The 14,824-nt window shown below is 57.8% G+C and carries 15 protein-coding genes and 1 tRNA gene; 4 read left to right on the top strand and 12 right to left on the bottom strand.

Annotated elements, in window-relative coordinates; genetic code table 11:
* Positions 1-182: 182 nt before the first annotated feature.
* Complete coding sequence (locus tag HX803_RS23995; RefSeq protein ID WP_259174486.1) at positions 183-1,445, bottom strand: MFS transporter; 1,263 nt, start codon at positions 1,443-1,445, stop codon at positions 183-185.
* 185 nt (positions 1,446-1,630) lie between these two features.
* Positions 1,631-2,491 (bottom strand): hypothetical protein, encoded by an 861-nt coding sequence (locus HX803_RS23990; protein ID WP_178924089.1) that lies wholly within the window; start codon positions 2,489-2,491, stop codon positions 1,631-1,633.
* Positions 2,492-2,839: 348 nt separating this feature from the next.
* Here HX803_RS23990 and HX803_RS23985 point away from each other — a divergent pair, with 348 nt between their 5' ends.
* The gene (locus HX803_RS23985; protein WP_178924087.1) at positions 2,840-3,715 is read left to right on the top strand and encodes a helix-turn-helix domain-containing protein; all 876 of its coding nucleotides are present in this window, start codon (positions 2,840-2,842) and stop codon (positions 3,713-3,715) included.
* 213 nt (positions 3,716-3,928) lie between these two features.
* Here the strand turns inward: HX803_RS23985 and HX803_RS23980 are convergent, their stop codons facing one another.
* The gene (locus HX803_RS23980; RefSeq protein ID WP_178924085.1) at positions 3,929-4,225 is read right to left on the bottom strand and encodes a hypothetical protein; all 297 of its coding nucleotides are present in this window, start codon (positions 4,223-4,225) and stop codon (positions 3,929-3,931) included.
* Positions 4,226-4,538: 313 nt separating this feature from the next.
* Between HX803_RS23980 and HX803_RS23975 the strand changes: the two genes are divergently transcribed.
* Both HX803_RS23975 and HX803_RS23970 read left to right on the top strand, forming a co-directional pair.
* Positions 4,539-4,868 (top strand): hypothetical protein, encoded by a 330-nt coding sequence (locus HX803_RS23975; protein ID WP_218647153.1) that lies wholly within the window; start codon positions 4,539-4,541, stop codon positions 4,866-4,868.
* Positions 4,869-4,881: 13 nt separating this feature from the next.
* Entirely contained in the window at positions 4,882-5,610 is a 729-nt protein-coding gene (locus HX803_RS23970) for a hypothetical protein (protein WP_178924081.1), read from the top strand.
* A gap of 460 nt (positions 5,611-6,070) precedes the next feature.
* Here HX803_RS23970 and HX803_RS23965 read toward each other — a convergent pair whose 3' ends face one another.
* From HX803_RS23965 to HX803_RS23935, 8 genes are all read right to left on the bottom strand, one after another.
* A complete protein-coding gene (locus HX803_RS23965; RefSeq protein ID WP_372339944.1) occupies positions 6,071-7,417 on the bottom strand; it encodes a tyrosine-type recombinase/integrase in 1,347 nt (448 codons plus the stop codon).
* Entirely contained in the window at positions 7,374-7,541 is a 168-nt protein-coding gene (locus HX803_RS33205; RefSeq protein WP_372339943.1) for an Arm DNA-binding domain-containing protein, read from the bottom strand. Before HX803_RS33205 ends, HX803_RS23965 begins: the two co-directional genes overlap by 44 nt.
* 235 nt (positions 7,542-7,776) lie before the next feature.
* A tRNA-Gly gene (locus tag HX803_RS23960) sits at positions 7,777-7,852 on the bottom strand.
* Between the two features lie 60 nt (positions 7,853-7,912).
* Complete coding sequence (gene pgsA / locus HX803_RS23955; RefSeq protein WP_105700203.1) at positions 7,913-8,473, bottom strand: CDP-diacylglycerol--glycerol-3-phosphate 3-phosphatidyltransferase; 561 nt, start codon at positions 8,471-8,473, stop codon at positions 7,913-7,915.
* Between the two features lie 32 nt (positions 8,474-8,505).
* Positions 8,506-10,329 carry an excinuclease ABC subunit UvrC gene (gene uvrC / locus HX803_RS23950; protein WP_176997608.1) on the bottom strand — a complete coding sequence of 608 codons (1,824 nt, stop codon included), beginning with the start codon at positions 10,327-10,329 and terminating at the stop codon, positions 8,506-8,508.
* A 1-nt stretch (position 10,330) separates the two neighbouring features.
* On the bottom strand, positions 10,331-10,972 hold the full coding sequence (uvrY, locus tag HX803_RS23945; protein ID WP_178924079.1) for a UvrY/SirA/GacA family response regulator transcription factor: 642 nt from the start codon (positions 10,970-10,972) through the stop codon (positions 10,331-10,333).
* 176 nt (positions 10,973-11,148) lie between these two features.
* On the bottom strand, positions 11,149-11,589 hold the full coding sequence (locus tag HX803_RS23940) for a GNAT family N-acetyltransferase (protein ID WP_178924077.1): 441 nt from the start codon (positions 11,587-11,589) through the stop codon (positions 11,149-11,151).
* A gap of 2 nt (positions 11,590-11,591) precedes the next feature.
* Positions 11,592-12,341: a carbon-nitrogen hydrolase family protein gene (locus tag HX803_RS23935; protein WP_178924075.1), complete on the bottom strand. Its 750-nt coding sequence runs from the start codon at positions 12,339-12,341 to the stop codon at positions 11,592-11,594.
* Between the two features lie 610 nt (positions 12,342-12,951).
* Here HX803_RS23935 and HX803_RS23930 point away from each other — a divergent pair.
* Positions 12,952-14,019: a 3-deoxy-7-phosphoheptulonate synthase gene (locus HX803_RS23930; RefSeq protein WP_178924073.1), complete on the top strand. Its 1,068-nt coding sequence runs from the start codon at positions 12,952-12,954 to the stop codon at positions 14,017-14,019.
* Positions 14,020-14,115: 96 nt separating this feature from the next.
* Here the strand turns inward: HX803_RS23930 and HX803_RS23925 are convergent, their stop codons facing one another.
* Positions 14,116-14,817, bottom strand: a complete 702-nt coding sequence (locus HX803_RS23925) for an NAD(P)H-dependent oxidoreductase (protein WP_178924071.1) — start codon at positions 14,815-14,817, stop codon at positions 14,116-14,118.
* Between the last annotated feature and the right edge of the window lie 7 nt (positions 14,818-14,824).

The raw sequence follows: 14,824 nt of genomic DNA, 5'->3' as shown, positions 1-14,824 counted from the left end.
GCTTCTGTCTAATTTTTGATACAGGCGAATCAAAAGAGAAGCGACACCGCCCGTGTATCCGGCAGCGTCGTGGTTTTTTCTACTTCATTTCGACCTTGACTCTACGACATCAAAAAACGCTTGTCTAATTATTGATACAGCATATGCACTACTTTTTTGGCATTACCACGCCGACTGACGCCTTACTTGGGTTGTGCTTCGAGGGGACTCGCCAACGGTACTTCACCGCTGTCGCCCTGGCTGCGCGGCAACAGGAACAGCGTGGCGGCCATGGCCAGCAGGTAAATCGACGCCAACAACATGATCGCCGCCGAGAATGAATACGCCAGGGCAATGGCGCCCACCACCAGCGGCCCGAAACCACCGACACCGCGTCCGACGTTAAACAGAACGTTCTGGGCCGTGGCCCGAACCTGGGACGGATAGAGATCGGAGATCAACGCACCGTAGCCGCCAATCATGCCATTGACGAAGATGCCCATCACCACGCCGGCAAACAGCATGCTGATCGGGTCCGTCAGGTTGGCGTAGATCAGCACCATGACCGCGGCGCTGGCCTGGTACAGCAAAAAGATCCGCCAGCGACCGAAGCGGTCGGCCAGTTGGCCGAACAACCAAATGCCGAAGGCCATCCCCACCACCGTCGCCGCGGTCCACGTGCCGGACGCGGTCAGCGTGAAACCGAACTGACGCGACAGGTAACTGGGCATCCAGATCATGATTCCGTAGTAACCGAAGTTCTGCACTGAAGTCAGCACCATCACGCCGATGCTTGCCTTGGCAGTCGGCACATCCTTGAACAGTTGGCCGAAGCGCCGCGTAAAAGAAATCGGATTAACCGAAGCCTTGATGAACTCTTCTGGCTCACCCATGGTGTGGCGAATCACGAAGGACAGCAGCGCCGGTACCAGCCCGACCAGGAACATCCCGCGCCAACCGATATGCGGTAACAACAATGGCGTCAACAGTGCAGCCGCCAATACCCCAGCCTGCCAGCCCATGCCGACGTAGGAAGAAGCGCGATTGCGTTTGTTGGCGGGCCAGGTCTCGGCGATCAGCGCCATGCCAATGCCGAACTCACCGCCCAGGCCAAACCCGGCGAGGGTGCGGTAGGTCAGCAAATCCCAGTACCCCTGGGCCAACGCACATAAACCGGTAAACACGGAAAACACCAGGATGCACACGCTGAGCATCTTGACCCGGCCGTAGCAGTCGCTGAGCTGGCCGAACACCAGGCCACCGGCCACGGCGCCGAGCAAGGTCCAGGTCACCAGCGAACCGGCTTCGGAGGTGGTCAGCCCCAGGCCGAGGGTGATGGCTGGCAACATGAAACCGAGGATCAACAGGTCGAACCCGTCCATGGCATAACCGGTCACGCTGGCGATCAACGCCTTGCGCGGTGATGCGTCCGCCTTGGCGGTGCTTGAGTCGTTGTGAGTCTTCACACTCTTTACCTCTTATTGTTATCACGGGTTGAGGTGATGGCCGTGATCCGGCTTCACCACCTGACTCATCCCTGGAAGGAAACAGCGCCGTCCTTATCGCCTGGGCGATGGGCTGAGTCTACGAGCAAATGAGACAACCTGTCTAATTATTGATACAGCGCGAGCGAAAAATAACGATCTCCGGTCTACAGATGCCACTCCAGATTGATGGATAACGCATCGACGTCCGTACCTGGCCCCTTCTCGTTGCCGAATTTGTTGCGCCAGTACTCGTAACCCGGACCAACCCAAAACACGTTTTTCTCGCCCCAGACCATCTGGCCGACATCCAGCATCAACGAAGTGCGCATCAGTTGCTCGGCGCCGGTGGGCTTGTTTTGGTAGTCGTCGCCCTTCTTGCTGCTGAAGGTGTAGTAACCCTGGAACTTGAGCGGCAGCGGGCCCGCCGTGAATGGCACGCCCCAGGTGAGATTGAACTGGAAGAACGGGTCGAACAGCAGGTCAGTGTGGTTGCCCAGTTTGCTGCACACGTCCAGGCCACAGTGGTTCCACTCCCGGGCGTAGAGCACGCTGGCATCGAGGAAACCGGCGGGCAAAGCAAACTTGAGCGTCGGGCCGAGCACCAACAAGCGCTTTTCCGAGGCGAACTCGTTGTTCTTGGTGTTGTAGTCGAACCCGGCAGTCAGCGCGACGTCCTTGACCGGGCCGAATGCCAGCGGCTTGTCGAAGAACTTGCCGTACTGCAGTTGGTTGCGATACGTCAGGTAAAACTCAGTGGCGCCGGTGCCGCCGCCCTTGGCCGGATCGTTGCGATCGGACTTGAACACGTCCAAATTGATGAAGTTCTGACCCAGCCGGTAGCTGCTGACATGAGTGATTTGCAGGATGTTCTTGGCCACATCCTTGGTTTTGCCCGGGTCGGTGTAGTGATCGCTGTAGCGATAGCCGATCAAGGTGTCGCTGAACCCCGGCGCAGCCAGTGCGCAAGGTGCCAGGACGGCCAGTGACAGCGCCACCAGCGCAGATGCAACAGGTGAATGTCCCATCGTGTGTTCCTTATTTTTATAGATTTCAGGGCATAAGAGATCGCGCCGCCCTGGTCGGGAGCGACCGGATACAACAGCGTTTGATCAATATCGGAGGACGTGATTGTTGCCCGTCATCCCGTAGACAAGCTCGGCACGGGGATTCGGAGTGGTATATACATGGACATAGCCGCACCATTTTTGTATTTTTTAGACGACAGAATATCTTTCGTCTAAATATTGATACAACGAAGTCACAACGAGGTCAACCATTTCCTCGATCGAGCCGCCTCAACGGTGTGCGTTCTCGACTCTGGAAAGAATGGAGCAACACTCTTCACCCCACAGACACAGTGTTTCGGAGTTGCAGTGAACCAAATCGACTACCAGGCCATCGGTGAACGCCTTCGGGCCTACCGCATCGGTCGCCAATTGAACGCCGATCAGGTGGCCGAAAAACTCGATATCTCCCGGGCGGCGGTGTATCGCCTGGAGCTGGGCAAGATCGTCAAGCTCGAGACCCTGGAGCGCCTCGCGCAGTTGCTCAAGGTTTCATTGACCAGCTTGCTGGGCTCCGACACCGAATATTTCGACAATGCCCTGGGTTACTTCGAACGCATGCGCCAACTGGAAGCGCGTTCAATCAGCATCCAGTCGTACTTCGATCCCTTCTCCTACCTCCTGACGTCGCCCGCCTACACCGAGCTGTTCAAGACCATGCTCGACGAAGCCCGACCGAAGGACTTCACCGCCAGCCAAGAGGCGATGCAAACGCAGATTCTGGAGATTCTCAACGAACGGAAAGCGATATTTTCCAAGCAGAAATTCGAAGTGCAATCGATCATCAGCCTGCGCCAGATCGAACGCTACCTGCACATCGGCCTGGTCGGGCGCCTCGACTTGCCACCGAGCGTAAGAATGGAACGGTCGCTCCTGGCCCGGCGCGAAATCGAAAACCTGATCGACAAAATCGGCAGCGAAGGCTCGCGGTTCACCATCTACCTGATCGACGAAACCCTGCCCAGCGCGACGTTCCAGATCTTCGAGCAAGCCCACACCAGCTACGTCGCGGTCAGCCCCTATCGCCTCGGCGAACTGCCGAACATCCATACCGGCATTGCCACGGTGACTTCCTCCCCCGAAGCAGTGGCCATGTACAAATCCATGACCCGTGGGTTGCTTGAACGTGCGCATTCGGGTGAGGCGGCGAGAGATGAACTGAGCAAGTTGCTGGCGAAACTCTGAGCTGGCTCTCTATTTTCCAATTTTGGCCAAGCAGGCTAGGCCCCTGGGTGTCTGAGATCGCAGCACCAGACTGTTGACGGAAGCAGTCGGTATACGCCTCAGGGGATGGTCGTTGGCCTTTCCAGCGTTTGATTTTTGCTGCCTGCTACTACCGTCAGCCTGGGGTCGTTAACAGTGGGTTACGAGCGGCAGCTCTCGGCCAGAAGCGGTCATCTAGGTTGATGATGCACCCGGATTGATTTGGTCTTCGACGTCAAATCTACTCAACAATTCGGCTCCATCCGAAACACCAAGAACCTGATCAATTGCGCATATTTTCTGGGTCGCACATTCGAGTTGAAAATCAGCGTTGCCGTATGCAGCTTCCGCCTCATTGTGGAGCGCATAGGCCAAATGGGCCGCGACACGGACGCTCATTGGAGCATCTACATCACTGCCCAGATAATCAGCAAGCAACGTCCTGATCTCTATTAGTGCAAGCGCGAGTAGCCTGGTTTGAGCAGTCTGCATAAAAGTATCCCGGATACTACAACGAATTTGCGAACGGATTTCGCGAGGTTATATAAGCTGTCAATTGTCAAAAGCGAAAGGCCGTTATGGGTCGATTGCGGTGGGCGGTGAAAAGCAGCAATCGGCCAAAAGCGGCCTCTTCCCCCCTCCGAGTCTCCTCTGCAAGAATCGGGAGGTCAGATGAGTGGAAGCTATAGAAAATAAATATATGATCTGCCTACAAAAGGAGACTCGATTCAGGCCTACGACTCTTCAATATCCACCGGTGTGACCAGAGGACGGCAGGGTGATAAGTGATTCGGATTTGGCCGAAATGGTTCCTTCCACGCTAACGGGTGTGACTGTCGGGATCGGTTCACAGGTCCTGCTTTTTGGTGATATCGCTAGCGTGTTAATTCAGTGCCCATTCGTCAGTGATATCAATAGGGTATGCAAGAGGGGACATGGTGAAGACGCTACTACAAGCCCTTTGATTTTTGAGTTTTTAAACCTCGATGTGGAAGCTTTTTCAATTGATAGTTTTGGGGTGTTGACCATCACCTTCAGTGCGAAAATAATCTTGAAAATCTTTCCTGAGAAAAACGGATTGGAGTCTTATGTCGTAAATACCCGGCGCGATATATTTCCCATCCTGGTGTGGTAGCCAGAAAGACGCGATGGCTCTCAGTAGCGAATACAGCACGAGCCCAGATATCGGCCAGAAGTCACTGGGGCAATCGCAGACACCAATGGATGTCCTGTATACAGACGGTCTTGGAGCCGCGACTCTGATTGCTCAAGCCTCAGGCTCCAAGTTACCTTTTCTGCTTCGAACACGCAGGCGCAGCTTACAAACCATGTCTACTTGCTATTCCGTTCAAATCACGCCAGAAGGACTTTTACCGGACTTCTATAGCATTGCTGAACATCTATGGGGAATCGGATGCAATGTTGACTCTGAGGGTGATTGCACGCGGTCGGATCGTCGCCAATGGACGGAGCTGACATTGTCGCTTCGCGGCACATCAGGAGAACGCATCGACATTGATCCGCTCTCGCTCAAGCCTCTAACCCTGGTAATCCGCTCATCGCACGCTACCCTCTGCCAAAGAGTGGCCGACTACATCGTATCTGTTTCCGGATGCATCGAACCCTGCCCACGTTGTGGGTCCCTCCAACACGTCAGATCGAAAGCAATGTTGATTGGAGCAGCAAGCCCGAAAAAACGCTTCGATGGGGAAGAAAAAGTCGGCTACCAACGCTTGGATCAGCTGGCAGTTTATGAATGTAAGCCCGCTCTCCTGAATGCATCACCGCTCGAGCAGCTAGTCGATGGTTTTTACTGCGATCATTGCGCAGTGGGGTTTGTAACAAGCGACCTTATAAAAGATGTCGAACCATCGTGAGTGGCCGGATCTAGCCGTTAGTTAATTCTCACTCAAGGCAGCTTTAGGTCTATAGCGGCCTCGCGTGAATGACAGCTTCTGGCCGATAGCAGCCCATTCAGGCAGTGCCGTTATCACTGTTCTCTAATCCAGTTTACTGGTGCTGTGATAGAAATGCGTAAGGCTCGAAACCGCTGCCCTCCCCCCAAAAAAGTTGGGTGAACAGCCAAACATGCTGTCAGGCAAAGGCAAGTCGCTTCGAGATAACCCAGTAGGCATCCCAGGGCGCCTCCACTGCCATCAGAACCCTCTGCGTTTGCACTAACCCAGGCGCGTCGAGCTGCCAATCCGGTAGCCGCAATCCTCGATTCCCCAAACTAATAGCCAATAACCGCCCTTCCTTGATATCCCGACTCACCTGCTCCCTCGACACGCCCGCCAATCGCGCAAACTCTGGCACTGTCAAATTGGTAGGTGCTTCCTATGCCGCCAGCATTGCAAGGCGCTGCCGTTGTATTGCAGAAACGGGCATCTCCACCAGGCTCCTCTCGGGCGTCACTGTGGTCGCAACGAAACCTTGATCCACATGCTCAGCCCCTTTCCGCTTAGACTCCACCTCATATATCAACGAGGCAGTAGCCGCTGCCACCGCTCCAGCGACTGACACCGCCCCCTCCAACCGAATCGTCAGCGGCGAACTCGCCGCGTCATGCTTTCCCTGAGCCCAAAGGTCTAACCGATTGGCCCAGTCCTGCATCATGGTCCGCCGCTGTTCCACATATCGGGCATGGTTATAGGTCGCACTCACCTGATCCGGATCAGCATGAGAAAGCTGCGCGTCAATCCAATTCTTGGGGTACCCGATCTCGTGCAGCGCAGTAGAAATTGTGGCGCGCATACCATGACCTGTTAACTGATCAGCCAAACCCATTCGATGCAGGGCATTGTTTAAGGTGTTTTCGCTGATGCGTAGCTGCAGGTTGCTGCGATGGGAGAAAAGAAAACGTTGTGCAGGTAAGACCTGATCAAGCATATAGCGCACGATTTCCAGTGCCTGCACCGAAAGCGGGACGATGTACGGAGGCACCTGACCACCAGCCCTACCCGGCTTGCGCATCTGCGCCTGGAGCTGTTTAACGACCTCCGGTGGAATCACCCACAGCTGCTTTTCCAGGTCGAACTGATCAGGCGTGGCATAACGTAACTCGCCTGTTCGCACGCCGGTCAACAGCAGCAAACGCAGCCCTAATTTTGTCTGTAGCTGGCCACCGTAATTGCGAATCCTCGACAGCAGTTCCGGCAGTTGCTCCATCCGCAAAAATGGGTTGTTCATCACCGGTGGTTTGGGTAGCGCCACTACATCCAGGTCCGAAGCCGGGTTCACTTCGAGCCCTTCGACTTTTACCAAAGCATAACGAAATAGCTGGTTGAACCAGGTGCGACATTTCTCGGCCATTGTGAGGGCGTTGCGCTGTTCGATGACACTGAGGACGCCCATCAGGTCGTGACGAGTAATGCCCTTGATGGGGCGCTCGCCCAAGGTGGGCAGGATGTCTTTTTTAAAGACCCTGAGGATTTGCGAAAGCGTGCTTTGTCGCCCTTCCTTCAGGCTCAACCGGCGGAAGTTGACCCACTCGTTGTACACCGCTTCAAAGGTATGCTTTTCAGCAACTTCAGCCGCATGCCGCTGCTGCTTGCGGTGTTCACAGGGGTTGATGTTGTCCGCCAGTAACCGCCGTGCGTCATCGCGCCGAGAGCGTGCTTGCTTGAGGCTGACTTCAGGGTTAGGTACCGAGGGACATGCGCTGCTGACGCCCTTCCCAGTAATAGCGAAACAGCCACAGCTTACTGCCCGCCTTGGTGACCCAAAGGGATAGGCCGTCAAAGTCGCCGAGGGTATAGTTTTTACCGGTGATTCGGGCATGCCGAATGGTGAATTCCGAGAGTGGCATGGTGAGCTCCTGTGAGAGAGTCAGCACCTGATGCTCGTCTGGAGACCCGAGGGGAGCCAGCAAAATACGAACTCGAACGAGCCCGTAATGTTGTACTTAATCCTGTACTTGTTCGTACTGGACTACCCTGAGTCTCAATGGTTTTTGCAGAAACAAAAAAAGACGCCGACGCGTCTATTCCATAAATCGCAGGCAAAAAAAAGCCACTCGTTAGAGTGGCTTTTTTCTTAATGCTTGGAGCGGGAAACGAGACTCGAACTCGCGACCCCGACCTTGGCAAGGTCGTGCTCTACCAACTGAGCTATTCCCGCTTGGTGATGCGCATTCTATAGAAATATCAGAACTCGTCAACCGCTTGATTCAAAAAAGTTTTATTTCTTTTCAACGGTGGTGCGCAGGTGAGGCCAGGCAGCGCGCAGATATTGGAGCATGGACCACAATGTCAGGCCGGCCGCGATCAGCAGCAGTGCGTAGCCGATCAGGACCCAGAAGGAGAAGTCTGACGGGTTGGCCAGCAGGATCACCAAGGCCAGCATCTGCGCAGCGGTTTTCCATTTGCCCAGGTTGGACACGGCCACATGGGCACGGGCGCCGATTTCGGCCATCCATTCGCGCAGGGCCGAGACGACGATCTCGCGGCCGATGATCACGGCGGCGGGCAGGGTCAGCCACAGGTTGCCGTGTTCCTGCACCAGCAACACCAGGGCGACAGCGACCATGAGCTTGTCGGCCACCGGATCCAGGAACGCGCCGAAGGGCGTGCTCTGCTCCAGGCGGCGGGCCAGGTAGCCGTCGAGCCAATCGGTCGCGGCGGCAAATGCGAAGACCGAGCTGGAGGCGGCATAGCTCCATTCGTAAGGCAAATAGAACAGCAAAATGAAAATCGGAATAAGCAGGACGCGTAGAACGGTGATCAGATTAGGGATATTCATCGGCACAACTGGCTACGAGGTGGGAAGGCATTCTATTCGCTGTGCAGATTGGCATAAATCAACTCAGCGAGCTTTTTACTGATACCGGGTGCTTTGGCTATTTCGTCAATGCTGGCACGGGATAGCTCTTGCAAGCCACCAAAATGTTTAAGCAAGTCACGCCGCCGCGTCGGCCCTACCCCTGCCACCCCTTCCAGGGTTGAGGTTCGTCGGGTTTTACCACGGCGGGCGCGGTGGCCGGTAATGGCGAAGCGGTGGGCTTCGTCGCGGATCTGCTGGATCAAGTGCAGCGCCGGTGAGTCGCCCTTCAAAGTGAACTCATGGGCGGCATCATTCAAGTACAACGTCTCGAAACCGGCCTTGCGCGTGGCGCCCTTGGCCACGCCGAGCAGGATCAGGTCGGGCACGGCCAGCTCGTTGAGCACATCACGGGCCATGGACAACTGGCCCTTGCCGCCGTCCACCAGCAGGATGTCGGGGAGCTTGCCCTCCCCGTCCTTTAGCTTGCTGAAGCGTCGCGTCAGCGCCTGGTGCATGGCGGCGTAGTCATCGCCCGCCGTCACACCTTCAATGTTATAGCGCCGGTAGTCGGCCTTGATCGGCCCTTCCGGCCCGAACACCACGCAGGAGGCCACCGTGGCCTCGCCGCTAGAGTGGCTGATGTCGTAGCACTCCAGGCGCTGAGGTGGCTCGTCCAGGTTGAGCACTTCGGCCAGCGCATCGAAGCGCGCAGCGACGTGCTGTCGGTTGGCCAGCCTCGCGCCCAGGGCCTGCTCGGCGTTGGTCACCGCCAACTGCTGCCAGCGGGCCCGGGTGCCGCGCACGCGGTGGCTGATGTCCAGCTCGCGGCCCCGCAGTTCGTGGATCGCCTCGATCAAGGTGGGGAAGTCTTCATGCACCACGTTGACGATCAGCTCCGACGGCAGGTCGCGCTCGGGGCTGCTGACGTAGTACTGGCCGAGAAACGCAGCCATGACTTCGGCCACGTCCTCGTCGATCCCGGTCTGCGGGAAGAAATTCTTGCTGCCCAACACTCGCCCGCCGCGCACGCTGATCAGGTGCACACAGGCACCGCCCGGGTTGACGAAGGCCGCGATCACGTCGACGTCGCCGGTGCCGCCTTCCATGCTCTGCTGGTCCTGGACGCGACGCAGCAAGGAGATCTGGTCGCGCAGTTCTGCTGCCCGCTCGAAATCCAGGGTACTGGCCGCCTGTTCCATGGCGCCCGACAGTTCATCGGTGAGCGCATTGCTGCGACCTTCGAGGAACATCACCGAATGGCGCACATCCTCGGCGTACTCCGCCGGTTCAACCAAGCCCACGCACGGTGCCTTGCAGCGTTTGATCTGGTATTGCAGGCAAGGCCGGGTGCGGTTCTTGTAAAAGCTGTCTTCGCACTGGCGCACAAAAAAAGTCTTTTGCAGCAGGCTCAGGCTTTCACGGATCGCTCCGGCGCTGGGATACGGGCCGAAATACTTGCCCTTTAGCTTCTTCGCGCCCCGGTGAATGCTCAAGCGCGGGAAGTTGCCGTCGGACAAATACACGTAAGGGTAGGATTTGTCGTCGCGCAGCAGGATGTTATAGGGCGGCCGCCATTCTTTGATCAGCGTCTGCTCAAGCAGCAGCGCCTCGGTTTCATTGGCGGTGATGGTGGTCTCGACCTGGGCGATACGCGCCACCAAGGCGGCGGTCTTGGGCGCAAGACCGGTCTTGCGAAAATAGCTCGCCAGGCGGTTCTTCAGGTTCTTGGCTTTACCGACATAAAGCAGGCGTGCCTCGCTGTCGAACATGCGGTACACGCCAGGGCGGCCACTGCAGGTTGAGAGGAAGGCACTCGGATCAAACGGTGTGGTCATGTCAGGCGCTGGCGTCCACCATGCCGTGGCGTACCGCGAGCAGGGTCAATTCAACATCACTGCTGATGGCGAGCTTCTCGAAAATACGATAGCGGTAGGTGTTCACGGTCTTGGGCGACAGGCACAGCTTGTCGGAGATCGTCTGCACCTTCTGGCAACCGACGATCATCAGGGCGATCTGGATTTCCCGTTCCGACAGCGCATCAAACGGCGAGTCACTGGTGGGCTGGAACGACTTAATGGCCAATTGCTGGGCAATCTGTGGGCTGATGTAGCGTTGGCCGGCAAATACCAGGCGAATGGCTTGCACCATCTCCGCCAGACCTGCGCCCTTGGTCAGGTAACCCGCCGCGCCCGCCTGTAGAAGGCGTGTAGGACACGGGTCTTCCTCGCACACAGTCACCACCACGACTTTGATGTCCGGATGGCTGCGCAACAATTTGGTAGTGGCACCAAGACCGCCGATCCCAGGCATCTTGACGTCCATCAAAACCACATCGGGTTTCAACTCCCGGGCCTTGATCAGGGACTCCTCCCCCGACTCGGCCTGGCCGACTACTTGCAGGCCATCGATGTCAGCCAGCATTCGTGTAATGCCTGTACGAACGAGATCATGGTCATCGACTACTAGCACCCTAATCAAGCAGACACCTCGCGATATGGTCTTATAGGTTGCTGAACACCTTAGCAAAAAACCTAGGTACAGACCTAGCTGCAAGCGTCATATATATAGAGTTTGCGTGCGATATCGGCCAGCGCCGACTCGCAGCCGGCCTCTTATACTGAGCAAAAGGTCAGCTTTACTCTGGCGCCAGTGCGCTACGCCTCCAGAACACGAGGACATTCGCGCTCCATGCGCCAGAAGCAATCCTCCTCGCCAACGATGCTCAAGCCGAGCCGCTGATACAACCTTCTCGCCGGATTGGTCTTGAACACCGTCAAGCGCAAAAGCCCCTGCGCCTGGGCCTTGAGCGCCATCTGTTCGAGCACCCAACTGCCCGCGCCGTGTTTGCGACAGCTCTCCAGCATGTGCAGCTCGCGGATATACAGCGCCCGGCTGTCACGGCTCAGGCTGATAAACCCCATCACCGTGTCATCGTTGCAAATCAGCCAGTTCTCGCGCCCCGCCCAGGCGACGTCGAAACCATCGTCAGACCACAACAACCCATATTGAAGGTAGTAGCGGCTCATGGCTTCGCGGGTGAGCTTTCGCGCAAACACACGATCCTCATCCGTCGCTGCTCGCAGGTGAAACGCCATGGCTAGAGGACGACCACTTGGCCAGCCCACCGCGAGCCCTCGCGGCGGGCGATCACCAAGGCGTCGCCAACGCCAGGGGCGGATGCGAGCAAACGCCCATCAGCCGCCCAGACAGCACTGCGACCGGCACACACGTAGCCGCCCGAGGGGCCACCATGGTTGGCCATCAACACCACCAATCCATGCTCCGCGGCGTATCCCTGGAGCAACGCGCTGTCATTGGCATAACCGCCTTCGCTGATCAAGACACCGGCGGCATACACCGTGGCCCCCGATTCAGCCGCTTGGCGTGGATGGCTGGCGTGGGAAAAGTCCGCGCATACCGCCAGCGCAATACGGTCACTGCCCCGTTCGAGCGCTTCACCGCCCTGCCCCGGGATAAACGCCACCTCTTCGCCCGGGTGCAGGTGCTGCTTGGAATACACCGCGAGGGAGCCGTCCGCCCCCAACACCAGCGCACCGATCAACACGCCCGCTTCGGGCGCCAGACGGATCGGCATCCCCACCACCGCCGTCATGCGCAGCTCCCGCGCCCTCTCCCGAAGTGGCGCCAGCACCGCGTCATCCGGCGCAATCGCCAGGTTGGCCGCCAGCGACGGCTCATACCCGGTCAGCGACAACTCTGGAAACACCAGCACCTGCACGCCGTGCTCGGCGGCGACGTGCATCAACCGCACATGCCGTTGAATATTGGCGGGCACGTCACCCGCGATGGAGACAGATTGAGCAGCAGCAAGGGTCAAGGCAGTCATGGTCGCGTCCAAGCAATAAGTATCAACGTGTTATCAGCATATCCCGATCGATAGCCTTCAGTACCCCTGCGCGATAGAAATTACCGATTGAATCCTCCTGCGTGCCTCTAGTAAGCTCACCCCCATCATTTGGAGACATAATATGTTGCAACTCACCCACACTCAGGTTTGCCCTGCTGCCAGCGCCCCGCGCTCGGTATCAGCTACCCGTGTGAACGGTTCGAGCGCAGCTGTAAGCTTTTATTTTGGGTATTGGTTTAGCCGCTGGCGCGCCTGATACCTGAAATCGGCGGCCACTACTCAAGGGGTCGCCTGCCAGAGAAATCTAACCCCCGGTCGGCTCCCCGACCGGGGGTTTTGTTTTTTCAGGCCCTTAACTTTTTTGAAGAACACTTAAAGGAATCACACCATGAACTACGCCACCTATTACCGCTACGACACCAGCCCAGCATGGCGATTTAGCAAGCTCCGTTCGGGACAGCCTGCCGCCTCCGATCGGTCACCTATTGGTGGCAACCCAACACACATCGCCGATACGGCCAATTGTCGAACACCCCAGTAGGGCCGAGCGTGCGGGAACAGCCCGCCGCTTGCCCAGGAAGCCTTGAATATGAACTCTGCCACCGCCGCTCTGCCTGTTGCCAACCTGTCCAGCGCCAATGAAGCCCTGACCCAGCGCCTGCCCAGCTCCCTTGAGCTCAAGCACCAGCTACCTCTCAGCCCGTTCCTCAATGAACAAGTCCACGCCCACCGCCAAGCCGTGCGCGCCATCCTCAATGGCGAAGACTCACGTTTGCTGGTGATTGTCGGCCCGTGCTCGATCCACGACCCCGAGTCGGCGATGGAATACGCGCGCAATCTGAAGAAACTTGCACTCGACGTCAGTGACCAGATGCTGCTGGTGATCCGCGCCTACGTCGAAAAACCGCGCACCACCGTCGGCTGGAAAGGCCTGGCCTACGACCCGCACCTGGACGGCAGCGATGACATGGCCGCAGGCCTCACGCTGTCCCGCGAGCTGATGCGTGAAATGCTGCGCCTGGGTCTGCCGGTTGCCACCGAACTGCTGCAACCCATGGCCGCCGGCTACTTCGATGACCTGCTCAGCTGGGTGGCGATTGGTGCACGTACTACCGAGTCCCAGATCCACCGTGAAATGGCCAGCGGCCTGGGCATGCCCGTGGGCTTCAAGAACGGCACCGACGGCGGCGTCGCGATTGCCTGTGACGCGATGCGCTCAGCATCCCACCCGCACCGCCATTTTGGTGTCGATAGCCAGGGCCATCCGGCGATCATCCAGACCCCGGGCAACCCCGACACCCACCTGGTGCTGCGCGGCGGTCACCGTGGGCCGAACTACGACGCCCAAAGCGTGGCTCAGGTGAAACACGACCTGGCAAAGTCCAAAGTGGCGGCGCGGATCATGGTCGATTGCAGCCATGCCAACAGCGGCAAGGACCCGTTGCGTCAGCCGGCAGTATTCAATGACGTGCTGGAGCAACGCCTGCGGGGCGACACCTCGCTCATCGGCATGATGATTGAAAGCCACCTTTTCGAAGGCTGCCAGCCGCTGAGCGCGTCGATGAAATACGGTGTGTCGGTGACTGATGGTTGCCTGGGTTGGACGGGGACTGAGCAGTTGTTGCGCAGTGCCGCAGAGCGTCTTCGCGCTTGCTGACCTCTGTAGGAGCTGGCTTGCCAGCGATTGCGGTACATCAGCTACAGATGTGTAGCCTGACACAATGCAATCGCCGGCAAGCCGGCTCCTACAGTTTCAGGAGAGGGGATACAGCGCCTCATCAAACTGTTCCAGCTTTGGGAAGACCAAGGGCTGCTCATCCGCCAGCCCTTGCAGCCGCTGTTCATACGCCACCAGAAAGTCCCACCGCGCCTCATCACTGATGTACGGCACATGCCAGGCCACAAACGGCGCCAGCACGTCATAGCCCACATACGCCAGCGTCCCGCGCAGTATCGGGCGCAGCATATCCTCCAGCGGCCCATGGATCGCACCTTCCCCAAACATATGCTCACGCCCGCCCAAGGTCACCGTGACCATCGCCCGCTTGCCCGCCAGGCCGCCCTGGTCGTAAAAACGCTTGCCGCCGTAGCACACCCCCGACACCAGCACCCGGTCGATCCAGCCCTTGAGCATCGCCGGCGCCGAGAACCAGAAGATCGGGAAGTTGAGGATCAGCAGGTCCGCCCACAACAGCTTGTCCAGCTCGGCCTGGATATCCGCCGCAATCGACTGCTTTTTCACCCCCAGCCGCTGCTCCAGCGCGTACACCAGATAGTCAGGGTTTTCCCGCGACGAAAAGTCCGCCGCCGACGCCACCGGGTTCCAGTGCATGGCATACAAGTCGCTGACCTGCACCTCATGCCCCTGGCCTTGCAACGTGGCAATCGCCTTGTCGCGCAATGCGGCAGTGAACGACTGCGGTTCAGGGTGAGCGTGAACAATCAAAACCTTCATGGGAGTT

It is taken from the genome of Pseudomonas sp. P7548 (assembly GCF_013386585.1).
Taxonomy (GTDB): Bacteria; Pseudomonadota; Gammaproteobacteria; order Pseudomonadales; family Pseudomonadaceae; genus Aquipseudomonas.
Note: the sequence above shows the minus strand (reverse complement) of the source record. Positions and strands in the feature narration are given on the sequence as shown.

Bases quoted from the DNA above. Each gene is read 5' to 3' on its own strand.
- HX803_RS23990 (WP_178924089.1), bottom strand. From the start codon at position 2,491: ATGGGACATTCACCTGTTGCATCTGCGCTGGTGGCGCTGTCACTGGCC.
- HX803_RS23925 (WP_178924071.1), bottom strand. From the start codon at position 14,817: ATGAAGGTTTTGATTGTTCACGCTCACCCTGAACCGCAGTCGTTCACT.
- pgsA (WP_105700203.1), bottom strand. From the start codon at position 8,473: ATGAATATCCCTAATCTGATCACCGTTCTACGCGTCCTGCTTATTCCG.
- uvrC (WP_176997608.1), bottom strand. From the start codon at position 10,329: ATGACCACACCGTTTGATCCGAGTGCCTTCCTCTCAACCTGCAGTGGC.
- HX803_RS23940 (WP_178924077.1), bottom strand. From the start codon at position 11,589: ATGGCGTTTCACCTGCGAGCAGCGACGGATGAGGATCGTGTGTTTGCG.
- HX803_RS23930 (WP_178924073.1), top strand. From the start codon at position 12,952: ATGAACTCTGCCACCGCCGCTCTGCCTGTTGCCAACCTGTCCAGCGCC.
- HX803_RS33205 (WP_372339943.1), bottom strand. From the start codon at position 7,541: ATGCCACTCTCGGAATTCACCATTCGGCATGCCCGAATCACCGGTAAA.
- HX803_RS23970 (WP_178924081.1), top strand. From the start codon at position 4,882: ATGGCTCTCAGTAGCGAATACAGCACGAGCCCAGATATCGGCCAGAAG.
- HX803_RS23980 (WP_178924085.1), bottom strand. From the start codon at position 4,225: ATGCAGACTGCTCAAACCAGGCTACTCGCGCTTGCACTAATAGAGATC.
- HX803_RS23935 (WP_178924075.1), bottom strand. From the start codon at position 12,341: ATGACTGCCTTGACCCTTGCTGCTGCTCAATCTGTCTCCATCGCGGGT.
- HX803_RS23975 (WP_218647153.1), top strand. From the start codon at position 4,539: ATGGTTCCTTCCACGCTAACGGGTGTGACTGTCGGGATCGGTTCACAG.